General features: G+C 42.5%; 23 protein-coding genes and 4 tRNA genes. 12 read left to right on the forward strand and 15 right to left on the reverse strand.

Annotation, left to right across the window (positions count from 1 at the left end):
- Positions 1–303 precede the first annotated feature (303 nt).
- Both ACS72_RS05840 and ACS72_RS05845 read left to right on the forward strand, forming a co-directional pair.
- Positions 304–2,808, forward strand: coding sequence for an acyl-CoA dehydrogenase (locus tag ACS72_RS05840; RefSeq protein ID WP_048881542.1), 2,505 nt, complete (start codon positions 304–306; stop codon positions 2,806–2,808).
- A gap of 167 nt (positions 2,809–2,975) precedes the next feature.
- On the forward strand, positions 2,976–3,368 hold the full coding sequence (locus ACS72_RS05845; RefSeq protein ID WP_048881588.1) for a carboxymuconolactone decarboxylase family protein: 393 nt from the start codon (positions 2,976–2,978) through the stop codon (positions 3,366–3,368).
- 172 nt (positions 3,369–3,540) lie between these two features.
- On the opposite strand, the gene ACS72_RS05850 is transcribed toward ACS72_RS05845, so the two are convergent.
- The 9 genes from ACS72_RS05850 to ACS72_RS05890 all read right to left on the reverse strand — a co-directional run bounded on the left by ACS72_RS05850 (position 3,541) and on the right by ACS72_RS05890 (position 11,559).
- Positions 3,541–4,416, reverse strand: coding sequence for an NAD(P)-dependent oxidoreductase (locus ACS72_RS05850; protein ID WP_081405833.1), 876 nt, complete (start codon positions 4,414–4,416; stop codon positions 3,541–3,543).
- Positions 4,417–4,431: 15 nt separating this feature from the next.
- Positions 4,432–5,787 (reverse strand): pyrimidine utilization transport protein G, encoded by a 1,356-nt coding sequence (gene rutG / locus ACS72_RS05855; protein WP_008303153.1) that lies wholly within the window; start codon positions 5,785–5,787, stop codon positions 4,432–4,434.
- A 33-nt stretch (positions 5,788–5,820) separates the two neighbouring features.
- Positions 5,821–6,402 carry an NADH-dependent FMN reductase RutF gene (gene rutF / locus ACS72_RS05860; protein WP_008303154.1) on the reverse strand — a complete coding sequence of 194 codons (582 nt, stop codon included), beginning with the start codon at positions 6,400–6,402 and terminating at the stop codon, positions 5,821–5,823.
- 79 nt (positions 6,403–6,481) lie between these two features.
- Positions 6,482–6,862 (reverse strand): pyrimidine utilization protein C, encoded by a 381-nt coding sequence (gene rutC, locus ACS72_RS05865; RefSeq protein ID WP_008303155.1) that lies wholly within the window; start codon positions 6,860–6,862, stop codon positions 6,482–6,484.
- A 31-nt stretch (positions 6,863–6,893) separates the two neighbouring features.
- Positions 6,894–7,655 carry a pyrimidine utilization protein B gene (rutB, locus tag ACS72_RS05870; protein WP_048881544.1) on the reverse strand — a complete coding sequence of 254 codons (762 nt, stop codon included), beginning with the start codon at positions 7,653–7,655 and terminating at the stop codon, positions 6,894–6,896.
- A complete protein-coding gene (rutA, locus tag ACS72_RS05875; protein WP_048881545.1) occupies positions 7,652–8,758 on the reverse strand; it encodes a pyrimidine utilization protein A in 1,107 nt (368 codons plus the stop codon). Before rutA ends, rutB begins: the two co-directional genes overlap by 4 nt.
- 348 nt (positions 8,759–9,106) lie before the next feature.
- Entirely contained in the window at positions 9,107–9,898 is a 792-nt protein-coding gene (rutD, locus tag ACS72_RS05880; protein ID WP_048881546.1) for a pyrimidine utilization protein D, read from the reverse strand.
- Positions 9,899–9,978: 80 nt separating this feature from the next.
- Positions 9,979–10,236, reverse strand: coding sequence for a hypothetical protein (locus ACS72_RS05885; protein WP_048881547.1), 258 nt, complete (start codon positions 10,234–10,236; stop codon positions 9,979–9,981).
- A 141-nt stretch (positions 10,237–10,377) separates the two neighbouring features.
- Positions 10,378–11,559 (reverse strand): trypsin-like peptidase domain-containing protein, encoded by a 1,182-nt coding sequence (locus tag ACS72_RS05890; RefSeq protein WP_004810569.1) that lies wholly within the window; start codon positions 11,557–11,559, stop codon positions 10,378–10,380.
- Between the two features lie 172 nt (positions 11,560–11,731).
- Here ACS72_RS05890 and ACS72_RS05895 point away from each other — a divergent pair, with 172 nt between their 5' ends.
- From ACS72_RS05895 to ACS72_RS05925, 7 genes are all read left to right on the forward strand, one after another.
- A complete protein-coding gene (locus ACS72_RS05895; RefSeq protein WP_048881548.1) occupies positions 11,732–12,490 on the forward strand; it encodes a Nif3-like dinuclear metal center hexameric protein in 759 nt (252 codons plus the stop codon).
- Between the two features lie 154 nt (positions 12,491–12,644).
- Complete coding sequence (locus ACS72_RS05900) at positions 12,645–13,271, forward strand: superoxide dismutase (protein ID WP_048881549.1); 627 nt, start codon at positions 12,645–12,647, stop codon at positions 13,269–13,271.
- 147 nt (positions 13,272–13,418) lie between these two features.
- Positions 13,419–13,494, forward strand: a tRNA-Asn gene (locus ACS72_RS05905).
- 6 nt (positions 13,495–13,500) lie between these two features.
- Positions 13,501–13,576, forward strand: a tRNA-Asn gene (locus ACS72_RS05910).
- A 287-nt stretch (positions 13,577–13,863) separates the two neighbouring features.
- A tRNA-Asn gene (locus ACS72_RS05915) sits at positions 13,864–13,939 on the forward strand.
- Positions 13,940–13,945: 6 nt separating this feature from the next.
- Positions 13,946–14,021, forward strand: a tRNA-Asn gene (locus ACS72_RS05920).
- A 68-nt stretch (positions 14,022–14,089) separates the two neighbouring features.
- Positions 14,090–14,524, forward strand: a complete 435-nt coding sequence (locus ACS72_RS05925) for a DUF2726 domain-containing protein (RefSeq protein WP_146177891.1) — start codon at positions 14,090–14,092, stop codon at positions 14,522–14,524.
- Positions 14,525–14,542: 18 nt separating this feature from the next.
- On the opposite strand, the gene ACS72_RS05930 is transcribed toward ACS72_RS05925, so the two are convergent.
- From ACS72_RS05930 to glnA, 6 genes are all read right to left on the reverse strand, one after another.
- Positions 14,543–14,809, reverse strand: coding sequence for a hypothetical protein (locus ACS72_RS05930; protein WP_048881550.1), 267 nt, complete (start codon positions 14,807–14,809; stop codon positions 14,543–14,545).
- Positions 14,810–14,935: 126 nt separating this feature from the next.
- Complete coding sequence (locus ACS72_RS05935) at positions 14,936–16,393, reverse strand: lipase family protein (RefSeq protein WP_048881551.1); 1,458 nt, start codon at positions 16,391–16,393, stop codon at positions 14,936–14,938.
- 120 nt (positions 16,394–16,513) lie between these two features.
- Positions 16,514–17,395: a 4-hydroxybenzoate octaprenyltransferase gene (gene ubiA, locus ACS72_RS05940; RefSeq protein WP_048881552.1), complete on the reverse strand. Its 882-nt coding sequence runs from the start codon at positions 17,393–17,395 to the stop codon at positions 16,514–16,516.
- Positions 17,396–17,401: 6 nt separating this feature from the next.
- The gene (locus tag ACS72_RS05945) at positions 17,402–17,923 is read right to left on the reverse strand and encodes a chorismate lyase (RefSeq protein ID WP_048881553.1); all 522 of its coding nucleotides are present in this window, start codon (positions 17,921–17,923) and stop codon (positions 17,402–17,404) included.
- Entirely contained in the window at positions 17,916–18,191 is a 276-nt protein-coding gene (locus ACS72_RS05950) for a hypothetical protein (protein WP_004810585.1), read from the reverse strand. Before ACS72_RS05950 ends, ACS72_RS05945 begins: the two co-directional genes overlap by 8 nt.
- An 86-nt stretch (positions 18,192–18,277) precedes the next feature.
- Positions 18,278–19,687 carry a type I glutamate--ammonia ligase gene (gene glnA, locus ACS72_RS05955; protein ID WP_004810587.1) on the reverse strand — a complete coding sequence of 470 codons (1,410 nt, stop codon included), beginning with the start codon at positions 19,685–19,687 and terminating at the stop codon, positions 18,278–18,280.
- Positions 19,688–20,491: 804 nt separating this feature from the next.
- On the opposite strand from glnA, the gene ACS72_RS05960 reads away from it, so the two are divergent.
- Genes ACS72_RS05960 through trpC form a run of 3 tightly spaced genes read left to right on the forward strand, consistent with a single transcriptional unit; the run spans position 20,492 to position 22,956 of the window.
- The gene (locus ACS72_RS05960) at positions 20,492–21,076 is read left to right on the forward strand and encodes an aminodeoxychorismate/anthranilate synthase component II (protein WP_048881554.1); all 585 of its coding nucleotides are present in this window, start codon (positions 20,492–20,494) and stop codon (positions 21,074–21,076) included.
- Positions 21,077–21,082: 6 nt separating this feature from the next.
- Complete coding sequence (gene trpD / locus ACS72_RS05965) at positions 21,083–22,129, forward strand: anthranilate phosphoribosyltransferase (protein WP_048881590.1); 1,047 nt, start codon at positions 21,083–21,085, stop codon at positions 22,127–22,129.
- Positions 22,130–22,149: 20 nt separating this feature from the next.
- A complete protein-coding gene (gene trpC / locus ACS72_RS05970) occupies positions 22,150–22,956 on the forward strand; it encodes an indole-3-glycerol phosphate synthase TrpC (protein ID WP_048881555.1) in 807 nt (268 codons plus the stop codon).
- Positions 22,957–23,046 lie beyond the last annotated feature (90 nt).

Here is a 23,046-nt window from a genome sequence, read left to right on the forward strand (position 1 = left end):
TTAGGAGTTTAAATTTAATTTAATCTTCAATAATTTTTTTCTTGTCCTCATTCATTAAGTTATTACTTATCTTCACATTTCTTTGCGTGTTCTCACTTGAAGACTGCGCATTTTTCAAACAATCTCAAAAACAGATAAAACACTTTAATATGTCGTTGAAATATTTAATAACGATCGTTCTCACAAGAACAGCTGTGAACTTGCCTGATTCTTAAGTGATGCAAAAATATCGCTCAAGTGTTAATAAAACACATTATTAATACTGGCAGCGGCACAGTTGTATAACCCTGGAGAAATATAACAATGCTATTTATTTTTGCCGTGCTTCTTCTACTTGCCAGTTTATGGGCAATTTTCTTCTTTCAATTTTCCCGTACCACTGGTGCGATTACCCTGATGATGATGTCAGTGGTCTGTGCATTCATCAGCCCTTGGTCGCTATTACTCGGTATTCCCCTAATTCTGATCAGTCTGGTCGTCATGATCGAACCTTTGCGTATGTCCTTTATTTCCAGGCCAGCTTATAAGGCTTTAGCGGATGCCATGCCAAGCATTAGCCCGACAGAACGTGAAGCGCTGGATTCCGGTACCAGCTGGTGGGAAAAAGAACTTTTTATGGGAGCGCCCAACTGGGAAACCTTTAATAATTATCCTTATCCAAAATTATCGGTCGAAGAGCAGGCATTTCTAGATAACGAAGTTGAAACGCTGTGTAGCATGCTGGATGAATGGGAAATTCATGAGAAGAAAATGCTGCCTGAACATATCTGGCAATATATTAAAGATAATGGTTTCTTGGGACTAATTATTCCCAAAGAATACGGCGGTTGTGCCTTTAGTTCATTTGCTCAAAGCCGGGTGATGAGCAAAATTTCTTCACGCTCTCTCACTGCTGCTGTGAGCTGTATGGTGCCTAACTCTCTCGGGCCAGGTGAGTTGTTGCTGCATTACGGTACTGATGAACAAAAAGATCGTTATTTACCTGGTCTGGCCAAAGGTGAAGAAATCCCATGTTTTGGTCTGACCAGTCCTGAAGCCGGTTCAGATGCCGGTGCAATTCCAGATACCGGTGTGGTCTGTTATGGGCAGTTTGAAGGTCAGGAAGTTCTCGGTTTGAGAATGAATTTTTCCAAACGCTGGATTACCTTAGCACCAATTGCTACTGTCGTCGGTCTGGCTTTTAAAATGTATGACCCTGATCATCTACTCGGTGATAAAACGGATTATGGGATTACATGTGCCTTGCTACCGGCCAATCATGAAGGGGTAAAAGTCGGTCCACGTCATAATCCTGGCTCCCCTTTTATGAATGGTACTGTTGAAGGTAAGGATGTATTTATTCCTTTAGACTGGATCATTGGTGGCGTGAAAAATGCCGGCAAAGGCTGGCGTATGCTGATGGAATGTCTAGCGGTTGGTCGTGGTATTTCCCTACCGGCTTTGTCTACCTCTAGTGCCGAAATGACTTACCTGAATGTCAGTGCGTTCTCGCGAATCCGTCAGCAATTCAAGATTTCAGTGGGTAAATTTGAAGGCGTACAGGAAGCCAATAGTGAAATTGCCAGTGATGCTTATATGCTGGAAGCATTCCGCTATTTAGTGACTTGTGGTCTGAATCAAGGTGGTAAACCGGCAGTCATGACCGCGATTGCCAAATACTATGCCACTGAGACCATGCGTAAAATTGTCAATCACGGTATGGATGTCGTGGGTGGCCGTGCTATTCAAATGGGGCCTCGTAACTTCCTGGCTCTCAACTATCAGGCTATTCCCGTATCGATTACAGTTGAAGGCGCCAATATTCTCAGCCGCTCATTAATGATCTTTGGTCAAGGTTCAATGCGTTGCCATCCTTATCTGTATGAAGAATTACAGCTCTTGCAAGCTGAAGACCCGAAAGCCGCTCTGAATCCATTCGATACTATGTTGTTTAAGCATCTCGGTTATACCTTTAACCGGACTGCCCGCTCTTTTGCCTATGCTTTTAGCGGTGGTTCAAGTGCTGCGCCACAAAGTGCGGTTGATTTTACCCGTCCTTATTACAAGATTATTAACCGGCTCAGTGCTAACTTTGCCCTGACCGCAGATATGTGCTTAGGCCTATTGGCGGGTGATATTAAACGCAAGGAAATGCTTTCTGGTCGTCTGGCAGATATCCATGCCCATCTGTTTATTGCGACGGCAATCCTGAAATTCTTTGAACATAGCAAAAAAACTGAAGCTGAACGTCTGCATGCACAGTTGGCAATTGAGAAATCTTTATATACAGCTCAGGAAGCCTTTTATGAACTGTTTGCGAACTTCCCGGTGGGTGTTGCTGCTGGCATGGTCAAACTCATCTGTTTCCCATTTGGCCGACCTGTCGTGAAGCCATCTGACCGACTTAAACAGGAAGTCGCAAATGTCATGATGGAAGATAACGCTTTCCGGAAAGTACTGAAAAAGCATGTTTTCTATAGCACAGCGGAAGATGATGTAAATGGTCGTATGGAATCAACCTTCACCATGTTATTGGAGATTGAGCAGCTTTGGGATCGCTTTAAGAAAGCTGAAAACAGAGGTCAATTTAAAGGACTCAGTTTTGCTGATCATGTGGCTGATGCGCATGGACAAGGGTTTATTAATGAAGAAGAAGCGAATAAGTTACTGCACTATAATGCACGTCGCTATGACAGCATGTTGACCGATGTCTTCGATCTGCATTTACAGGAAGTATTGGAGCTGGAAAATCCTCATATTTCGAAAGCAGATGCAACAGGTACTGATACTTCAGTTCAAAGTGCACCTTCACATTCAACCAGCCCTTAGATAGATCTCTTATCTCCATCGGATCTTGCTTTCCAAAGTGAAGTTATTTCTTGACCTCACTTTGAATATCTCAAGTGGCTATTCAGCCACTTTTTTACGACTATTGCACGATGGTATTTAAGATATAAAACGTTAAGCTAGACCCATAATAAAATTGAGGGTCAATGATGTCACAACAAGATTATGAAAATGGCTTGAAAGTCCGTAGTGAAGTGATGGGTGAAAGCTTTGTGCAGCGTGCTCAGGAAAATACCGTTCCATTTACCCAGCCTCTACAGGACTGGATTAATGAACATGCCTGGGGTTCGACCTGGCAACGTGAAGGTGTGTTACCACGTAAGTATCGTTCCTTAATTACCATTGCATTTCTGACTGCTCAAAAAAGTCCAACTGAACTGAAAGGCCATGTGCGAGGTGCGCTGAATAATGGCGCAACGGTTGAGGAAATTCAGGAAGTGTTGCTGCATAGTCTGCCTTACTGCGGCGCACCGGCAACTCAGGAAGCCTTTCGTGCTGCACTTGAAGTGATTCAGGAATATGAAGAAAATCAACAGAATTAAGAGATGAATGCAGATTGGTAAAGGATTAAAGTGAGAGATAGTTTTAAAATTGCTTAGGCTATTTTGAATAATTGAAATAAAATCCGGGAATTTTTAAATTCCCGGATTTTAATATTTTAGATAAAGAAATCTATTGCGATGAACTTATTAATAGCAGGTTTTAATAAAAACTTTATCCCCTTAATTCAATTTGCGTACGTTGTTCCAACCCTTGTACCGCAGCAGAAAAATCTAGCTGGCTGGCCTGCGGCTTGGCAATCTGCTGAAACTGCTGCTGAACTAAAGACATCACCGATAAATCCAGTTGCTGTTGCTGTACAAGCTCTAAAGCAATACCGATATCCTTTTGTAGTAAATCCAGCGCAAAGGTTTTATGAAATTCACGGCTCAGTACACGCTGTGCCATGATATTTTCCGACATGCTGCTTTTACCACTGGAATGATTAATACAGTTCAACGCACTGCTTAAATCCACTCCCTGCCCTTTCAGTACAGTCAAGCCTTCAGCCAGTGCCCATAAATGCGTCGCCATCAAAGTATTATTAACAGCTTTCACTGCAAAACCAGAACCGCTTTCTCCCACATATTCAATCAAGCCAGCAAAAGCAGCAATGATCGGTTTAGCTTGTTCAAAGGCAGCTTCATTTCCTCCCACCATCACGGTTAAAGTCCCTTTTTCTGCCCCAACAGTCTGACCGGATACCGGAGCATCCAGGTAATAGCTTCCCTGTTGCTCCAATCGTTTTGCCAGTTTTTGTGCCGATGCTGGCACACCGCTGGTACAGTCAATCCAGATTGCACCCTGTTTGGGTGGATAAGCTGCAATCAAGGCTTCCACATCCTGACTGGTCGGCAAACAGGAAAAGATAAAATCTGCCTGAACCGCCTGCTCAATACTGACTGCCTGCGTTGCAAAAGTTTTGGCATGCTCAACAGCTTTCTGTTCATTTCGGTTCCACACCCAAACCTGATGGCCAAGTTTTGGCAAATGGGAAGCCATATGCCAGCCCATTGCCCCGAGTCCTAAAAATGCAATTGTATGACTCAAAAAATGCTCCTTGGATTAAGCGACCGGCTTAACCTCGATGTCAGTTGCAGTCGATGCGGGTTCAGGCAATTCTTTATCTTCACCACGATTCAGGAATAGATTGAGTAAGATCGCAGCTAAAGTCGCAGTACCAATACCCCCCAGATCAAAACCACCAATCTGCAAGCTATAGTTGCCTGTGCCCATGATCAGACAGACTGCACCAATAATCAGCGTACTGTTCTTGGTGAAATCAACACGGTTATCTACCCAGATTTTCGCACCAGCCACAGTAATCAGACCAAATACGACAATCGATGCACCACCCAACAAGGCCACTGGAATGGTACTGATCACTGCACCGAATTTAGGTGAAAGTCCGAGCAAAATGGCGAAGATACCAGCAAAGACAAATACAGTGGTTGCATACACTTTGGTCACTGCCATCACACCGATATTTTCAGCATAAGTGGTCATCCCGGTACCGCCGATAGAAGCGGACAATGAAGTACACACCCCATCAGCAAAGAAACCACGACCCATATATGGAGACAGGTTTTTACCGGTCATCGCAGAGACTGCCTTAAAGTGCCCTAGATTTTCTGCAACCAAGATAATTGCCACTGGTGCAATCATCAGCATGGCATTCATTTCAAAGACTGGACTCTGGAAATTCGGCAAACCAAACCATGCCGCTTCACTGACCTTGGTAAAATCAATTGCAGGTCCGAAGCCCATCACATTGGTGAAAAGGAAGTAAATCAGATAGGAAGATAATAAGCCCAATAACAATAACAGACGGCGTACCATTCCTCGTGTAAATACAGCAATCACACTGATACAGATAATAGTGATTAATGCCATCCAGGAATCAAACTGGTTCGCTGAAACGCTTTTGATTGCCACTGGAGCCAGGTTCAAACCGATAATCATCACGATTACACCAGTGACCACCGGTGGCATCAGTTTTTCAATCCAGTTGGTACCGGTTTTCATGACCAGCAGGCCAATCAAGGCATAAACAATACCGCAAGCAATCGTACCGCCAAGCGCCAGTCCGATATTAGGATTCGCGCCAACGCCGGAATAACCAGTCACTGCGACTACCGCACCAATAAAGGCAAAGCTGGATCCCAGATAACTAGGCAATCGACCGCCCGTGATCAGGAAAAATAAAATGGTACCAATCCCGGTAATAAAAATTGTGAGATTGGGATCAAACCCCATTAATAAGGGTGCCAGCACGGTTGCGCCAAACATGGCAAACACATGCTGTAACCCGAGAATAATACTTTTCCCAGCAGGCAAATATTCATCTGTTTGCACTGGTGTGGTATCGAGATTGCCTTGGTAAGGCTTAAATTTTGGAAACCATGTTTCTTTTTCTTGCATCGGCTTCCCCTCCTTGATTAGGATTGAATTGATTTAGCACATTTTGTGTGGCTCACAGTAAGAACGATTGAAGTACATCAGTGCATTGCCTTGACTCTGGCACATGGCTTTCACCTCACAGAACAGCACGTCATGACTGCCTACGGATAAACATTGGACCACCTCGCAGTCAAAACTGACTAAGGCATCCTCAAGTACAGGTGACTGGGTCACCAAAGTTTTCCAGTTCCCCTGACTGAAACGCTCTGCCATTGGTGTTTTTCCACCAAACAGATTGGAAAGATTTTGTTGATGTGATGCCAGGGTATTCACACACAACACCTGATTCTTTTTAAAGGTTTCATAGACTGACGCAGAACGGTTCAGGCACACCAGTAACGTTGGTGGTGTATCCGTCACGCTACATACGGCCGAAGCGGTAAATCCAGCCATGCCTGAACGACCTTGCGTGGTAATGACATTCACTGCAGCACCTAGATTAGACATGCCCTGACGGAAAATCTGCTGATCGACCTGGGTAAAGATGTCACCCGATGCGTTAGTCGCCAAAACCTTATTTAATGCTTTATTTTCTGCAACTGTCTCTGTGATGATTTTAGATAGTTTGGCATTCATGCTGTTCTCCCTACCCCAAATCGATGTTCAGTTTCAGACCTGGGGCATCTAGTAATGAGATTGAATCAGGTGGATCGGCTTATACATGGGCAATCGAAGCAATTTCGACTAGCGCATCAGGTTTGACCAAACCTGTCTGTACGCAATACCGTGCCGGCTTATCTTCCGGGAAATACTCTGCATAAACGGTATTAATTGCTGCATAATCTGCCCAGTCTTTGACAAACACATGATTGAAAGTGACGTCATCCATGCTGCCACCGGCTTCTTCAATGACACGCTTGATGGTTTCCAGAATATGACGGGTCTGGGCCGCGGCATCACCGACATGCACCACGTTATTATTTTCATCAAAGGCCAGCGTGCCTGATACATAGACAATATTGTCGGCCTTGGTTGCCGGTACAAACGGCGCTAACGGTTTTGAAGTTCCTGCTGGAATAATGACTTCTTTAGGCATACTGTTTTCCTTAATCTTGATCTTTAATTCTTTAGGCACTTTCAGCTAATTCAGTTTCCTTAAGTGATTCACTTTCTTTTTGAAAGGTTTCGACAAAATTTGCGGTATCGGATACCCAGCCAAAGAAGGTCTTGATGTTATACAGACTGGCTTCATGGGCTTCGACTGGCCCGGCCTGATGGCATGCATCTGCAAGTGCCACACCAAAATATTCCAGAAAAAAACCATCACGTAAGGTCGATTCCACACAAACATTGGTGGCAATTCCCACAAACACCAGATTGCGAATACCACGCACACGCAACATGCTGTCCAGTGCAGTATTAAAGAAACCGCTATAGCGAGGTTTTTCAATGACCAGATCTTGTGGCAATGGCTTTAATTCATCAATCAATTCAAAATCCCAACCGCCCTTGGCCAGTAATTTCCCCTGTAATTCAGGCTGTTTACGCATAGTCTTTAAGGCATTGGATTTATGGAAATTCGGAGAATCCGCACCACCCGCTTCCTTATATTCTGCATCCCAGCCATTTTTGAAATAAATCACCTGAATACTGGCCGCATGCGCAGCATCGACTGCTTTTTTTATATTTTCGACCACGGGTTTGGTTTTTGAGATATCAAAACCAGCCAGATCCAGATAGCCACCCTGCGAGGTATAGGCATTCTGCATGTCAATCACAATCAGGGCCGTCTGTTCTGGTGCAAGACAAATTGCTTCTGGTTCCGCTTTCAAGGTCTTGCCTGTGCCGAGTTTTTCAGTAAACCCAGCAGTAACTACAGATTCACTCATGCGCTTTTCTCCAGAACCGGTACTGTATCTTCAAGCACAATATGCTCACGACATTTCATCAGTGGCTGGATTTTTTGACCAAAATCTTCAACCCCTTGAATAAAATCATCAAAAGTCAGCAACACACCTTCTGTGCCCTTGATCTCGCCAATTTCATCCAACATTCGTGCCACATTTTCATAAGAACCCACCAAGGTTCCCATATTGATATTCACCGGAGATACGCTAGAAGCCATTTGACGGATATTGGTATCTGCACCTGAAGTGGTATCTTTACCGCCCTGATTCATTAGCCAGTTAATCGCTTCCATGTCGGCGCCATCGTTATAGTGCTGCCATTTGGCTTGCGCTTCTTCATCGGTTTCAGCAGCAATCACCATAAACAGTACATACGTCTGCACATCACGGCCAGTAAGGTCAGTTTTTTCTTTTAAGCGATCATTAATTTCTGCATAAGCCGTTGGAGTATTCAGCCCTTTACCAAAGACAAAGTTGTAGTCGGCATATTGCGCAGAAAATTCCAGACCGGCATCCGACTGACCAGCACAGATGATTTTCATGTCGGCTTGTGGGCGCGGGCTGACCCGGCAATCTTCCATCTGAAAATGTTCGCCCTTAAAGTCTGATTTTCCGGTTGCCCAAAGCTCACGCAGGATTTGTACGTATTCCGACAGATATTCATAGCGTTTACCAAAATAGTCGTTGCCTGGCCACATGCCCATTTGGGTGTATTCAGGCGGCTGCCAGCCAGTTACTACATTTAGCCCAAATCGGCCATTAGAAATCGAATCAATGGTAGATGCCATGCGCGCTACAATTGCAGGTGGCATGACTAGAGTTGCAGCTGTTGCATAAATTTGAATTTTGCTGGTAACAGCAGCAAGGCCAGCCATCAGGGTGAAAGTTTCCAGGTTATGTTCCCAGAATTCAGTCTTGCCACCAAAGCCACGCAACTTGATCATGGAAAGTGCGAAATCGAAACCATAGTGTTCAGCGCGCTGCACGATTTGTTTATTTAACTCAAAAGTCGGCATATATTGTGGTGCATTTTCAGAGAGTAACCAGCCGTTATTTCCAATTGGACAGAAGACACCTATTTTCATTTTTACACCTCATTTTTTTTAACACTTATTCAAAATCTGGATTCCACTTCGGGATCTTTATTTACAAGTTAAATACTGCAATCTGTGTGCCAAATATATTTATTTATTTTATTTCAGTAACTTAATATTTATTTTTTTGAATTTTTAGTAAAATAATTATTTTCATTCATGAATCAATTTCGCTCACTATGTTTCATTCAAGTGCATTTATAAAAATTCATGCGTGTGCAAAACCTGTATAAATTCGCAGTAAAATTCCTGCTTATACCATAGAAATGATTCATTAGAAAAAATAAAAAGTCAGACCCAAGGTCTGACTTAAATAAAGAGATTTATTGGCTAAAAATATCAGGCTGATTTTAAAAAATGCAGTATGTTTTGGTTGATCAAGGCAGTTTCAGTCACCGTAGAAGCATGTGCTCCCGTTTCGAGCAGATTAAACCGGCTATGTGGCAATAACTGCTGCAATTGTTGTGAACATTGATATGGCACCAGAAAATCATCCCGATTGGCAATCAGATGTACAGGAACATTTTTGAGTGCCTGCTGATGCACTTCTTCTAGTTGAAAAGCTTGTACTGCCTGTATACGTGCCAAGACATTTTGAATCGGTGGAAAGTCAAGGAGCTGCTTATTTTCTGCTTCGGTTAATGGGTCAATATGTGTTGAGATCCAGTATGGTGGATATAAAAATAAAGCTTGGGCCCGAACATAGGCTTCTGCCCCGCTATTCAGCAATAAAGAAGTCCTTGCCTGAAAACATTTCTGGGTGTGCGCATCCAGTTCTCCCCAGGCATTCAACATGGTCAGACTCAGCAACCTAAATTTTTTCTCCACCTGATAGGGTGCGAGCTGCATGCCAATATGTCCGCCTAGGGCATGACCAATAAAATGAAATTCGTGGATATCATGACTGATCAATAAGTCTAGAAGCTGACGCGCCATATGGTCTACAGAATAAGGCGTTAGCAACAGTTCAGAATCCGCATGACAGCCTTCCTGATCATAGGTCACCACATGAAAATCTTGCTGTAAGGCTTTAATTTGAGGATTCCAGAAGCTAGCATGTCCGCCCAAGCCGGAGGAAAGCACTACATAAGGCGCATGTGCCTGTGCTGCAGAGTGAATAAACAAAGACATAAAACTCTCATATTTGAACTATGAGATGAATACAGCAAAATATATGCCTGAATAAGACTATTTTTGAACAATTGATAAAATTATAGCCAGTAGACATTAAAGCTATAATAAAATTCCTGTACCTCAAAACGCACGTTATAACCGAGCTCAGTCAGCTCTGCCGAAAGACCACGGATCTCTTCTAAAGGCAAATGTTTTGGAAATACTGTCAATACAGCAGTATTGCCTTGTCGGGCATTCTCCTCAATTAATTGAGCCAAACGGGGCTTATACATTTCAATATTCAAGTTGGCTACATTCGATAAAACTTTGGCCTGGTCCGCAGTCATAAAACTCATTGTTTTTACTCTTTTTTGATTTTATTCAATGAAATTAAATGATTTAAATCACATAAAATATTCGTGTTTTGTAAACCAAAAATAAAAATTGATCATAAAAAAATCCCTCACCAGGAGAGATTTTTTTAAGCGATTTAAATTTTATTCTGGTAAAGGAATATATTGCGATGATGTATTTTGCTGCTGTTTACGTTCACCCACCACAACCTCCAGATCCTGTTTTTTACCTTCACGTTCCACTTCAATCCTAATTTTACTACCTGGAGCTTGCAGAGCTACGTAGTTAATCAGATGTGAGGCTGAAGTAATCTGTTCATCATTGACCATGATGATCTTATCACCGCGCTGAATACCTGCTTGGGCGGAAGGACCATTCGGCAATACTTCTGCCACAGTCACGCCCTGTTCGGATGGTTTCATTACATCATTTCGTTGTGGAGGCAACAAGCTAATACCTAACCAGCCACGCACTACACGGCCATCTTTCAAAATGGCATTCATGATCTGCTGACAAACCTTGGCTGGAATTGCAAAACCAATGCCTAATGAACCGCCAGACTGAGAGAAAATTGCCGTATTCACCCCAATCAAATTCCCTGAAACATCAATTAGGGCACCACCTGAGTTTCCTGGATTAATTGCTGCATCCGTCTGGATAAAGTCTTCATAGGTATTGATACCCAGATCAGAACGACCCGTCGCAGAAATAATCCCCTGCGTCACGGTTTGACCCACACCGAACGGATTACCAATCGCCAGAACGACATCACCAACTTCATTACCACTCAATTTAAATGGCAATACCGGTAATTTATCCAGCTCAATCTTGATCACTGCCAGGTCAGTATCCGGGTCAGTCCCAATCACTTCTGCTTCAGCACGGCGGCCATCATTTAAGGCGACAATGATCTGGTCAGCCTGCGCAATCACATGATTATTCGTCAGAATATAACCATCTGCACGCACAATTACGCCTGAACCCAAGCTGTTTTCATTTGGCCCCTGAGAGAACTGTTCTGGTAACTGATCACCGAAAAACTCACGGAACACAGGATCATTCAGTAAAGGATTATCCTGTCTCTTCACTTTTTGTGTGGTAAAGATATTCACTACAGCCGGTGCAGCCACTTTCACCGCAGCGCTGTAAGAAACCACCCCACCAGCACGTGAAGTATCCAGTAATGGTTCAACTTTTTCAGCAGGCATTTTGACGCCATCTGGCGCAACAGGTGCTTTTGGCTTTTGCAACTGTTGCCAACCTAGAAAGACGATGATCACTAAGATCAGCAACACCCAAGGTAACCATGTAAAGGTCCGACGCACGTTATTATCCTCTGACAATATTTTTAATTTATTGATGACTAAGCAATTTGTGCTCTATTGTAAAGCTAAACACAAAACTAAACATAAAAAAAGCAAAAGAGATTTGTGCTGCTTTAGTTACAATTCAAAATATGTTTTGATGATAACAATTGAAAGGTTTAGAGAGAAATTTATGGCCAGATTGCAGGACATTATTCAATGGTGCGACCAAACGCTGATTGCACATGAATTCAAGGACTATGCCCCAAATGGTTTGCAAATTGAAGGTAAGTCTGAGGTCAATAAAATTCTGTGTGCTGTGACTGCTTCTCAAGGAGCCATCGAAGCCGCAATTGCTCAGGGTGCGGATCTCCTACTGGTACATCATGGCTATTTCTGGAAGGGTGAACCTTACCCAATTACTGGCATGCGCGGTAAACGGATTAAGACACTAATTCAACATGATATTTCACTGGTTGGCTATCACCTGCCTTTAGACAGTCATCCTACTTTGGGAAATAATGCTGCAGTTGCCGACCTGCTGGAACTGGAAAATCTGGAACAATTAGATCCAAATGAACGTCGTCCAATAGGCAATATTGGCTATTTAAAACAGGCCATGACACCAGAGCAATTTAAGGCTTATGTTTCTGAAAAATTGGGCTTTGATGCAATCCATTTACCAGCAGACAAAACTGAAATTCGTAAAGTTGGTTTCTGTACTGGAGGTGCGCAGGATTATATTCAAAGAGCTGCAGCACAGAACTGTGATGCCTATATTTCTGGTGAAGTGTCTGAACGGACCTTCTATGAAGCTCAGGAACTGGATGTGCATTATTATGCCTGTGGTCACCATGCAACCGAGAAATATGGTGTTCAACGCCTTGCAAAAGCTATTTCCCAGCAGTTCAATATTGAGTATAGTTATTTCGAATTAAACAATCCGATTTAATTTCACCTGACGGTATTTGACAGTGGCTTTATACGTATAATTTCAGGCTTTATTCTGTATTCTTATTTATCTGCAATGCGCATTTCTGCCTGTTTTTCTATTACAATAAAGCCACTTATTGTCAAAACCCAGCAAAATGCAAGGAATTGAAAACATGACAACCATTACTTTACCAGTATTACCTTACGGCTACGAAGATCTTGCTCCACACATTAGCAAAGAAACTTTAGAATACCATCACGACAAACACCACAATACTTACGTGGTTAACCTGAACAACCTGATCGCTGGTACTGAGCTTGAAGGCAAAACTCTAGAAGAAATCATCCTGGCTTCTGCTGGCGATTCATCTAAAGCAGGTATCTTCAATAACGCTGCACAAGTTTGGAACCACACGTTCTACTGGAACTGTATGGCGAAAAATGGCGGTGGTGCTGCAACTGGCCCATTGGCTGCGAAAATTGATGAAGCTTTCGGCTCTTACGAAAAATTCGCTGAAGAATTTGCCAATGCTGCTGCAACTCAATTCGGTTCAGGTTGGGCTTGGTTAGTTGCTGACGAAGTTAACGGCAACCTTTCTATTCTTAAAACGTCTAATGCTGATACTCCAATGGCACACGGTAAAATTGCTGTGTTGACAATTGACGTTTGGGAACACGCTTACTACATCGACTACCGCAATGCTCGTCCTAAATACATCTCTACTTTCCTAGAAAGCCTGGTGAACTGGGACTACGCAAACGCGAAATATGCAGGTCAAGCTGCTGGTGTTGAGAAATAATTCTTTATTTCCAGTCTAAAAAATCACCCCTCGTGGGTGATTTTTTTATTTTTAAGTTATAAACGCATATTTATAAAGCAAACGTTTCATTTCTTTCGATTAATTGGTTGACGACTTTTCTTTTCCTGCCTAAAATGCGCATCAGATTCTCCAATAGCTCAGTCGGTAGAGCGACGGACTGTTAATCCGCAGGTCCCTGGTTCGAGCCCAGGTTGGAGAGCCAATCTATTCTCCCATAGCTCAGTCGGTAGAGCGACGGACTGTTAATCCGCAGGTCCCTGGTTCGAGCCCAGGTGGGAGAGCCAGGATTCCAGAAAGCCCACTCATTGCGAAGTGGGCTTTTTTTTATATCTATATTTTTAGATTTAAATCGTGTTGATCTGTATGCACTGTGCCACATCATTTCCGACGTTTCAGATCATTTATAAGTTAAGGCTTATTAAAATCTGACCACTGGCCTGTTTTACTTAAATATAACAGTTTGAACTAAAAACCTTTTCGACTATTTTTAAAACACTTGATTCAATTTCTACAGCTTTTTTCCAAAAGTGCCTTGACCCCTTTTCAAATCTCTCTATAATCGCTTTCAGATTCTCCAATAGCTCAGTCGGTAGAGCGACGGACTGTTAATCCGCAGGTCCCTGGTTCGAGCCCAGGTTGGAGAGCCAATCTATTCTCCCATAGCTCAGTCGGTAGAGCGACGGACTGTTAATCCGCAGGTCCCTGGTTCGAGCCCAGGTGGGAGAGCCAAGATTCTCGAAGAACCCACTCATTATGAAGTGGGTTTTTTATTTACCCTAAGTTTTGCTGTGTTTCATTTGAGTCAGATTATTTTTTTTGTGATTGGCTGTCTGGCAAGTTTCGCCTTATTTTGCCTGCTCTTCCCGCACCTGTTTACCCGCCAGCAAAAATTTTACCCCAAACGTGTCATTACTGCCTTTGAAAGCAGGATGTTTACTCGTCTCAAAGATACTTTTCCCCATCATCATATTTTGGCACAAGTTGCTTTCAGTGCCTTGATTACTCATGACCAGATGAACATGCGGAGTAAATTCAATCGCAAGGTGACTGACTTTGTAGTAATGGACCTGGAATATAATGTCGTTGCAATTGTAGAGCTCGATGATCCGAGTCATTTTGGTAAAGAAAAGGAAGATGCAGAACGCGATGCCATGCTGATTGCAGCAGGCTATACCGTTGTCCGATACACGGAAATACCGAGCATCAGACAACTACAACGGGATTTAAGATAATAAATTTATATAAAATACTTATTGCTGAATATTGGTCTCTGAGGCTGCCTGCACGTCTGTTTCAGCATTCGCTTGCCGTTCCACTGCCTGCTTTCTCTCAGCTGCCTCACGTGCTTCAATTCGGGCGATCATTTCAGCCTGCTGCTGTTTATACTTTTCCTGATTTTTGGCATCACTATTTACAGCTAGAAATGCCATCGTGACCAAAAAGATTGGAATACATAAAGCCAGGGTTCCAAAAATAACCAGTTTCTTGACACTGCGGGTTTTTGTCTGTTGCGACATAACAAACCTATACTCTTGACCTAAAATCTTGAGCCACTATAACAAACTCAGATGATTGCTCAAGACTTAGCAAGATAACAAATAAAAAAGGAGCCGAAGCTCCTTTTTTTTGAATCAACTAATAAATTAATTGGTTGCTGCAGCGCCTGTACAATGCGGACTGGTACTTGCATCTTTCTGCGCACTAGTTAGTACGATGCCAGTTCCTGCAGGCATGTGGGCTTGAATAAAATCGATAGCTTTTTCATTTCTACACACAATCGCTTGCGTATGACTCGCATTTGGCACAACATCCAACTCATATTTACTTGAATAGTCGGCTTGTGGGAAATATTTGGTTGCCTGTAATTTCATATTAGCAACCAATGCTTGAGTAACAGGTGGCAATACAGCCTGATCATTTGCACCCTGAATAATATAAACTGGTGTTTTAATCACTTTAGCCGCAGTTGCGTTAGTTGCAGGCTGATTATCAAGCAAGAATTTCTGAACCACTGGATCTGTTTGGATTTTATTTAAATTAATTCCATACTGAGAAATCATATGATTTGAATCTTTTAAGAATTCAAGCACCCCAGCTTTAAACTGTTCTTGTAGACCATTTGCACTGTTCGGGTCTGAATAACTTAAACACACCCCCTCATCACCAGTACGACCATAGGCTTGCTCTGCAATCACGCCCGCATCTGCAGTAAAGATATTTTTCAAATCATAATTGGGTTCATACGCCTTAATACCTGAACTGGTTAATGCCGCATAAGCTAAAAGCTCTGCATATCCATCTGCAATTTGACTGATAAGCATTTGCCCTTGTGCATCCGTTAGCTGTCCCATACTTACTGCATAACGCACTTGCATCAACTGCTCATCCAATCGATTCAGTCCATGCGCTTTAGGCTGACCATTCGTATCAACATTTAAATTCGGATCAAGATAAATCTGAATAATTTGACCTAAACTTGAGGCTGGTGCACCTGCAACTGCTCCCTTATAACTGGTATCTGCATTGGCAAATTCTGCTGTGCCTAATGATGCATGTCCGCCTTGTGATTGACCAATCGACATCCATTCACCATTCAGCTTTGTACCATAATGAGCTTTCGCTGCCTTAACAGCAAAAATTGCTGATTGTGCTGCACTAGATAAATTTAGATAAGGATGTACACCTTTTGTACCTAGCCCCTCGTAGTCAGGTGCAACAATGACATAACCTGCTGCTAATAAACTATTGGCTAATATTTTAAAACGAGGGTGAATAACATTCTTACTCGGCGCACAATCATCCCCCGCACCCACAGTCCCATGTTCCCAAACTACAATTCGATAGCCATCTTTAGGCTGCGGCGCATCAGGAAACAATACCAAAGCTGTTGCTTCTGCTGTTTTCCCCTGTACATTGGTCATGTTATAGGTCATCACCTTGATCGATGAGCTACTATCGACACTATCCAAAACATAATTAGCTTCTGAGATAAATGTTGGTTTCTGAGTCAAAATAGATGAGTCATTATCATCATTACACGCTGTTAACGACAGCATGGAAACAGAAACTGCCAATGCAACTGCTATTTTTGTAAATTTCATAAGATATCCTTTTTAATCATTATTTTTAAGCATGAAACTACATGCAAGCTCCATTAAGGCATAAAAAAAAGCACCCGAATAGGATGCTTTATGCCAAATTAACTTTTAAGATAAATATCTTTAAACGACCAAAGCCATAAAAATACCGCAAAAAATTAACAAGCCAATCCAGCGATTGTGACGAAATGCCCAAAAACACCATTGAGGATCTCGATCACGTGTTTTGTACCATTGGTAAATAAAATCAATAGCTACAACAATGAGTGCAGCCAGACCAAATGGAAGCAATAAATTTTCCAGCCAAAGTGCCGCAGCAATCAACCCAATACTAACGGCCTGTAAAGCACTAATAATTTGAATGTCATGCTGGCCAAATAAGATCGCTGTAGATTTTACACCAATCTTTAAATCATATTCCCGGTCAGTAATTGCATACTGTGTATCATAAGCTACAGTCCAGGCCAGATTACCAAAATACAGCAACCAGCAGGTTACATCCGGAGTCTGCCCTACTGCGGTATAAGCCATGGGAATGGACCATGAAAATGCCGCACCCAAGAATACCTGCGGTAAATGCGTATAGCGTTTCATAAAAGGATAAATGAAAGCTAGAAATAAAGCCCCAAATGACCAATAGAACGTTTCAATCGGTAAGAAGAACAGCAAGCAGGCACTAGCAGCCACCAGCACCAGGAATACCATTACTGCTTCTTTACCACTAATGATTCCAGTTGCCAGTGGACGTGTTTTTGTTCGCTCCACATGTGCATCCACCTTTCGGTCGGCAAAGTCATTAATGGCACAACCTGCTGCACGCATAAAGATGACACCAAGAATCATTAGCACCAGAATACTCAGATCAGGTATTCCCTTTGCAGCCACCCAAAGCGCCCACATGGTGGGCCAAAAAACCAGTTCTGTGCCAATGGGCTTATCAAAACGACAAAGATAATAATAGGCGCTCAGACGTTCACGCCAGCTAATTGCTTGTGCAGTTGCCATATCAAATTAAGCCTGTTGATTTTCTATATATTGCTGGAAAGCCGGTAAAAATGTTTCTTGTACGATAAATTTACAGCCATGCCAAGTATAACAGCTCTGGCGGGTCCACCCATCTTCAAGATAGATCACACGACGCTCACAATGCGGATTGGTACGCTGGAATAACAGCCAGCCTATCGGCTTCGATCCAATATGCTGAAAAATCCGTGCCCGTTTTTGCAGGCTTAAAATCGGGAAAATACTTTTAGCCTTTACCCAAGGTTGTTCATCACAACCATATAAATAGCTTTCCCGCACCCAAGAGGTATGCTGATGTGGCATCTTCATCCAGCTGGCATTTTCAAAGCTTAAACGCTGAAAATGTTCTTTTAATGGCTGCACCCTAAATTGCCCATCTGCCAAATCAGTTAATTGCTGGGTTAATGATCCTGATGCATATAGCCATTCCCGAAATACAGCTGGTATTTGCTGTCTAGGCTGATTCTTAAATTTTAAACTCACAACCTTCCCAACTTCATGATCAGGCATTATCTGTCTTGGCGATAACTTCATATTTGCCACTTGGCAGTTTTTTCAGAATTATTCCATCTGTGGTGATATAAAAGCTTTGCGGATAGTTATAATCCAAAGCCAATTCAGGATTTCGCAATGCAACGAATTCCACCTGCTTATAACCTTCAGGTGTACGTCCGACTTCTATATAGGTCACTTCAGAAAAATTCAGTTTAAAACCTTTACTGTGATCTTGCGGATCAATCCAGGGAAAAAAGCCAGTATGTTTTTTACGTGCTGCCATAATCATTTATCTTTAATCAATAACAACATCATACAAAAAAACCCGCACAAAGGCGGGTCTTTTTTACAGTGAAATTCTTGGAAGAATTACAGGCTGTAGTACATGTCGAATTCAACTGGGTGAGTAGTCGTGTTCAAACGACGTACTTCTTCAGTTTTAAGCTCGATGTAGGCATCAAGCATTTCTTTAGTGAACACACCACCTTTAAGCAGGTAATCCTGGTCCGCTTGAAGCGCTTCAAGCGCCATTTCAAGGCTGTGTGCCACTGTAGGGATTTTAGCTTCTTCTTCTGGAGGAAGATCGTACAAGTTCTTGTCTGCAGCTTCACCTGGGTGGATCTTGTTCTGGATACCGTCAAGACCAGCCATCAACAATGCAGCGAAACCTAGGTAAGGGTTCATCATTGGATCAGGGAAACGTGCTTCGATACGTTTGCCTTTAGGGCTAGAAACATATGGAATACGGATAGAAGCAGAACGGTTACGCGCAGAGTAAGCCAACATAATTGGTGCTTCGAAGTGCGGTACCAGACGCTTGTATGAGTTTGTAGACGGGTTAGTGATCGCATTCAATGAACGCGCGTGTTTGATCACACCACCGATGAAGTAAAGTGCAGTTTCAGAAAGACCTGCATATTCATCACCAGCAAACAGGTTCTTGCCATCTTTAGAGATTGACATGTGAACGTGCATACCAGAACCGTTGTCACCTACCATTGGTTTAGGCATGAAAGTCGCAGTTTTAGCGTATTGGTGCGCAACGTTCCAAACAGCATATTTGAACTGTTGTACTTCGTCTGCTTTACGAACCATTGTATTGAAGCTTACACCGATTTCAAGCTGGCAAGATGCAACTTCATGGTGATGTACTTCTACACGGCCTGGGCCCATGATCTCTTCGATTTTTGCACACATGTCTGCACGCATATCGTGGTGAGAATCTACTGGAGGAACTGGGAAGTAACCCCCTTTAACGCGTGGACGGTGACCAGAGTTACCTGATTCGTAGTCTTTACCAGTTGACCATGCAGCCTCTTCAGCGATCAATGTATGGCGAGCGCCAGACATGTCGATTTCCCATTTTACTTCGTCAAATACGAAGAATTCTGGTTCAGGACCGAAGAATGCAGTATCACCAATACCAGTAGATTTTAGGTATTCTTCTGCACGGCGAGCGATTGAACGTGGGTCACGGTCATAACCTTGACCAGTTGAAGGTTCAATGACATCACAAGTCACAACAACTGTAGGCTCAGCGAAGAACGGGTCGATAAAACCTGTTTCAGCATCTGGGCGTAAAATCATGTCTGACGCTTCAATACCTTTCCAGCCAGAGATTGAAGAACCATCGAACATTTTACCGTCTTCAAATGTATCTTCATCAATAGTGTCTGCTGGGTAAGTCACGTGTTGCTCTTTACCTTTAGTGTCTGTAAAACGGAAGTCTACCCATTTTGCGCCACTTTCTTGGATGAGTTGAAGGACCTTGTTCGCCATGCTCAATTTGCTCCGATGTTTTTTTGTTGCACTTACGAAGTGCGTGTTAGTAGTTGGTAGTTATTAAGCAATTACCGTACCAACTTTTAAAAGTATAGCTAAAATCTTGAAATCCTTATGAGAATACGCGGATTGAAAGAAATACTTTCGGCCTATTATACTGTCTGTATAATTAAATGCACTATATTCAAGCATTCTCTGTGATTTTTGTTTCGTTAGATTTCACACTGCACCTTAACAGTGCGGTAAAATCACTATAGATGTTATTTCTGGTAAATAATGATGAGCTTATGTAGCTTTTATAAACTTTAGGTGAGTTTTTAATCAATTTAAAAGGTATTTTTGTATTATAATGCGAATATTCAGTTTTTCTTAAAGTTTAAGGTTAAGAAAATACTCACCAAATTGAGTCACTTTAGATAAATAAACGATAAGAATACTGTTCCGTTTTCTTCGCCTGCTAATCAACTGTTGTTTTTTAAAGCAACTCATCAAGAATTAAAACATCAAAGTTATGTATACATATTTTTTACCTTAACTTACTTTTAGTTATTTACTATATTTTGGTTATATCACAGTGTGTGTTAAGCCTTATCAACCTTGTTCATTTGGCTAAGCAGAAAAATTGGGCAAATTGTTGCGCCGTAGTTTCAGATTATTTGCTATGATGATTGTCGCTTTATTTTCACACAATGAAATCAACAGTTTAGTCAGCTTTTCTAGCTAGCTAAAAAACTGCTAATAAAGCACGCTCTGAATTACTCAAGCACAGTTTAAGTGCATTAATTTCAATAGGTTAAGCTCATGCTTTTAATGATCGACAACTATGACTCCTTTACTTACAACATCGTCCAGTACTTTGGCGAGCTGAATCAAGAAGTAAAAGTAGTCCGTAATGATGCCGTGACTTTGGAAGATATTGAGCGATGGCAACCTAAGTATCTGGTCATTGGTCCTGGTCCATGTTCTCCAAGTGAAGCCGGTATTTCCATTCCTGCGATTCAGCACTTTGCTGGCAAGATTCCGCTATTAGGCGTATGTCTCGGCCATCAAAGTATTGGTCAGGCATTTGGCGGTGATATTGTACGCGCTAAACGTGTCATGCACGGCCGTCTATCCGACATGTATCACAGTGACAAAGGGATTTTCAGCAACCTGCCTTCTCCATTTTCTGCGACGCGCTATCACTCACTGGTGATTGATCAGGCGACCTTGCCGGAATGTCTGGAAGTGACCTGCTGGACCAATGAAGCAGATGGCTCAATGGAAGAAATCATGGGCGTAAAACATAAGACATTGCCTGTTGAAGGTGTGCAGTTCCATCCGGAGTCCATCCTGAGCCAGCATGGCCATCAAATCTTTAAAAACTTCCTAGAAATTTATGCGTAAATAATGATGAACATTCAACAAGCTTTAAACCATATTACAAAAAACATTCACCTGACTCAGTCACAAATGGAAGACGTGATGCGTTGCATCATGTCGGGTGAAGCCACCGATGCACAAATTGGTGCCCTGATGATGGGTCTACGTTTAAAAGGCGAAAGCATCGATGAAATTACCGCTGCAGCACGTGTAATGCGTGAATTGGCTCTGAAAATTGATGTCAGCGATTTGCCATATTTGGTCGACATTGTTGGCACAGGCGGTGATGGTCAGAACTTATTTAACGTCTCTACTGCTTCAAGTTTTGTGATTGCGGCTGCAGGCGGAACTGTTGCTAAACATGGCGGTCGTGGGGTTTCTGGTAAATCAGGTTCATCTGATGTCCTAGAGCAAGCAGGTATCCGCCTTGATCTGAGTCTTGAGCAAAGTGAACGTTGCATTCGTGAAATTGGTGTAGGGTTTTTATTCGCCCCAAATCACCACAAAGCGATGAAATATGCCGCTGCGCCACGTAAAGAATTGGGTTTCCGTAGTATTTTTAATTTACTCGGCCCGCTTACGAATCCGGCTGGAGTAAAACGTTTCGTCATTGGTGTTTTCTCACATGAATTGTGCCGCCCAATGGCTGAAGTGCTTAAACAACTCGGTGCTGAACACGTCATGGTGGTGCATTCACAAGATGGTTTAGATGAAATCAGTTTAGCATCTAAAACTTATGTGGCTGAACTCAAAAATGGTGAAATCACTGAATGGGAAATCATTCCTGAACAGGTCGATATTGCCTCTCAAACCTTAACAGGTCTAACCATTGACAGTGCTGCCGACAGCTTAAAACTGATTAAAGACGCGTTAAGCAAAAAGAAATCTGAAATTGGTGAGAAAGCCGCAAATATGGTGGCGCTTAATGCTGGTGCAGGTATCTATGTAGCTGGTTTAACCACCAGCTATAAACAGGGTGTTGCCCTTGCCCATGACATTATTTATGGGGGACAAGCTCTAGAAAAAATGGGGATTTTGGCAGAATTTGGCAATACGCTCAAAGAATACGACATCTAAGACAGCAGGAATTTTTAATCATGGTAGATATCGCAAATACGATTCTAGGTAAGATCGTAGACCGGAAAAAAGAAGAATTTGCTGCACGTCTGAAGCAAAAAAGTTATAAGGATGTTGAAGAGCTGGCTCAAGCTGCCACACCTGTACGTGGCTTTGCTGAATCATTACTGGCTAAGCGCCCGGGGGTGATTGCTGAAATCAAGAAAGCGTCTCCATCCAAAGGCATTATCCGTGAAAATTTTAATCCAGCGGAAATTGCCGCACAGTATCAGGATGCAGGCGCTGCATGTTTGTCCGTATTGACCGATGTAGATTTCTTTCAGGGTGCTGATGAGAATATTCAGATTGCACGTTCGCATTGTGATTTGCCAGCCCTACGTAAAGATTTCCTGATTGATCCTTATGGGGTGATTGAAGCGCGTGCTTTACATGCAGACTGTATCTTGCTGATTGTGGCTTGCCTGTCTGATCAGCAACTGGAAGAAATGTCGAAGACTGCTTTTGAGCATAATCTGGATGTACTGGTTGAAGTGCATGATGAAGAAGAATTAGGGCGTGCTTTAAAACTTTCTGATCGTTGTCTACTGGGTGTGAACAATCGTAATTTAAAAACTTTTGATGTCGACCTGAATACATCACTACGTCTGAAAAAATTACTGGATCCTTCACGCCTGCTGGTCACTGAAAGCGGTATTGCGACCCCTGCTGATGTTGCGATGATGCAGGAACATGATATTCATGCCTTTCTGGTTGGTGAAAGCTTTATGAAACAGCCGCGTCCGGATCATGCATTCCGCGAACTGTTTGGTGAACCAGAAGCTGTATAAAAATTTTCAATTCAGGGCAAAATTCGTTTTGCCCTGATTCTTCCCACTCCCTGAATCAACTTTTAGACCTTCTAATTTATCTGTTTTTCT

The organism is Acinetobacter sp. VT 511 (genome assembly GCF_001077515.1).
Taxonomy (GTDB): Bacteria; Pseudomonadota; Gammaproteobacteria; order Pseudomonadales; family Moraxellaceae; genus Acinetobacter; species Acinetobacter schindleri.

Bases quoted from the DNA above. Each gene is read 5' to 3' on its own strand.
- glnA (WP_004810587.1), bottom strand. From the start codon at position 19,687: ATGGCGAACAAGGTCCTTCAACTCATCCAAGAAAGTGGCGCAAAATGG.
- ACS72_RS05930 (WP_048881550.1), bottom strand. From the start codon at position 14,809: ATGTCGCAACAGACAAAAACCCGCAGTGTCAAGAAACTGGTTATTTTT.
- ACS72_RS05845 (WP_048881588.1), top strand. From the start codon at position 2,976: ATGTCACAACAAGATTATGAAAATGGCTTGAAAGTCCGTAGTGAAGTG.
- ACS72_RS05840 (WP_048881542.1), top strand. From the start codon at position 304: ATGCTATTTATTTTTGCCGTGCTTCTTCTACTTGCCAGTTTATGGGCA.
- rutD (WP_048881546.1), bottom strand. From the start codon at position 9,898: ATGTCTTTGTTTATTCACTCTGCAGCACAGGCACATGCGCCTTATGTA.
- ACS72_RS05945 (WP_048881553.1), bottom strand. From the start codon at position 17,923: ATGCCTGATCATGAAGTTGGGAAGGTTGTGAGTTTAAAATTTAAGAAT.
- rutC (WP_008303155.1), bottom strand. From the start codon at position 6,862: ATGCCTAAAGAAGTCATTATTCCAGCAGGAACTTCAAAACCGTTAGCG.
- ubiA (WP_048881552.1), bottom strand. From the start codon at position 17,395: ATGGCAACTGCACAAGCAATTAGCTGGCGTGAACGTCTGAGCGCCTAT.
- rutG (WP_008303153.1), bottom strand. From the start codon at position 5,787: ATGCAAGAAAAAGAAACATGGTTTCCAAAATTTAAGCCTTACCAAGGC.
- ACS72_RS05885 (WP_048881547.1), bottom strand. From the start codon at position 10,236: ATGAGTTTTATGACTGCGGACCAGGCCAAAGTTTTATCGAATGTAGCC.
- ACS72_RS05900 (WP_048881549.1), top strand. From the start codon at position 12,645: ATGACAACCATTACTTTACCAGTATTACCTTACGGCTACGAAGATCTT.
- ACS72_RS05935 (WP_048881551.1), bottom strand. From the start codon at position 16,393: ATGAAATTTACAAAAATAGCAGTTGCATTGGCAGTTTCTGTTTCCATG.
- ACS72_RS05960 (WP_048881554.1), top strand. From the start codon at position 20,492: ATGCTTTTAATGATCGACAACTATGACTCCTTTACTTACAACATCGTC.
- rutA (WP_048881545.1), bottom strand. From the start codon at position 8,758: ATGAAAATAGGTGTCTTCTGTCCAATTGGAAATAACGGCTGGTTACTC.
- trpC (WP_048881555.1), top strand. From the start codon at position 22,150: ATGGTAGATATCGCAAATACGATTCTAGGTAAGATCGTAGACCGGAAA.
- ACS72_RS05950 (WP_004810585.1), bottom strand. From the start codon at position 18,191: ATGGCAGCACGTAAAAAACATACTGGCTTTTTTCCCTGGATTGATCCG.
- rutB (WP_048881544.1), bottom strand. From the start codon at position 7,655: ATGAGTGAATCTGTAGTTACTGCTGGGTTTACTGAAAAACTCGGCACA.
- rutF (WP_008303154.1), bottom strand. From the start codon at position 6,402: ATGAATGCCAAACTATCTAAAATCATCACAGAGACAGTTGCAGAAAAT.
- trpD (WP_048881590.1), top strand. From the start codon at position 21,083: ATGAACATTCAACAAGCTTTAAACCATATTACAAAAAACATTCACCTG.
- ACS72_RS05895 (WP_048881548.1), top strand. From the start codon at position 11,732: ATGGCCAGATTGCAGGACATTATTCAATGGTGCGACCAAACGCTGATT.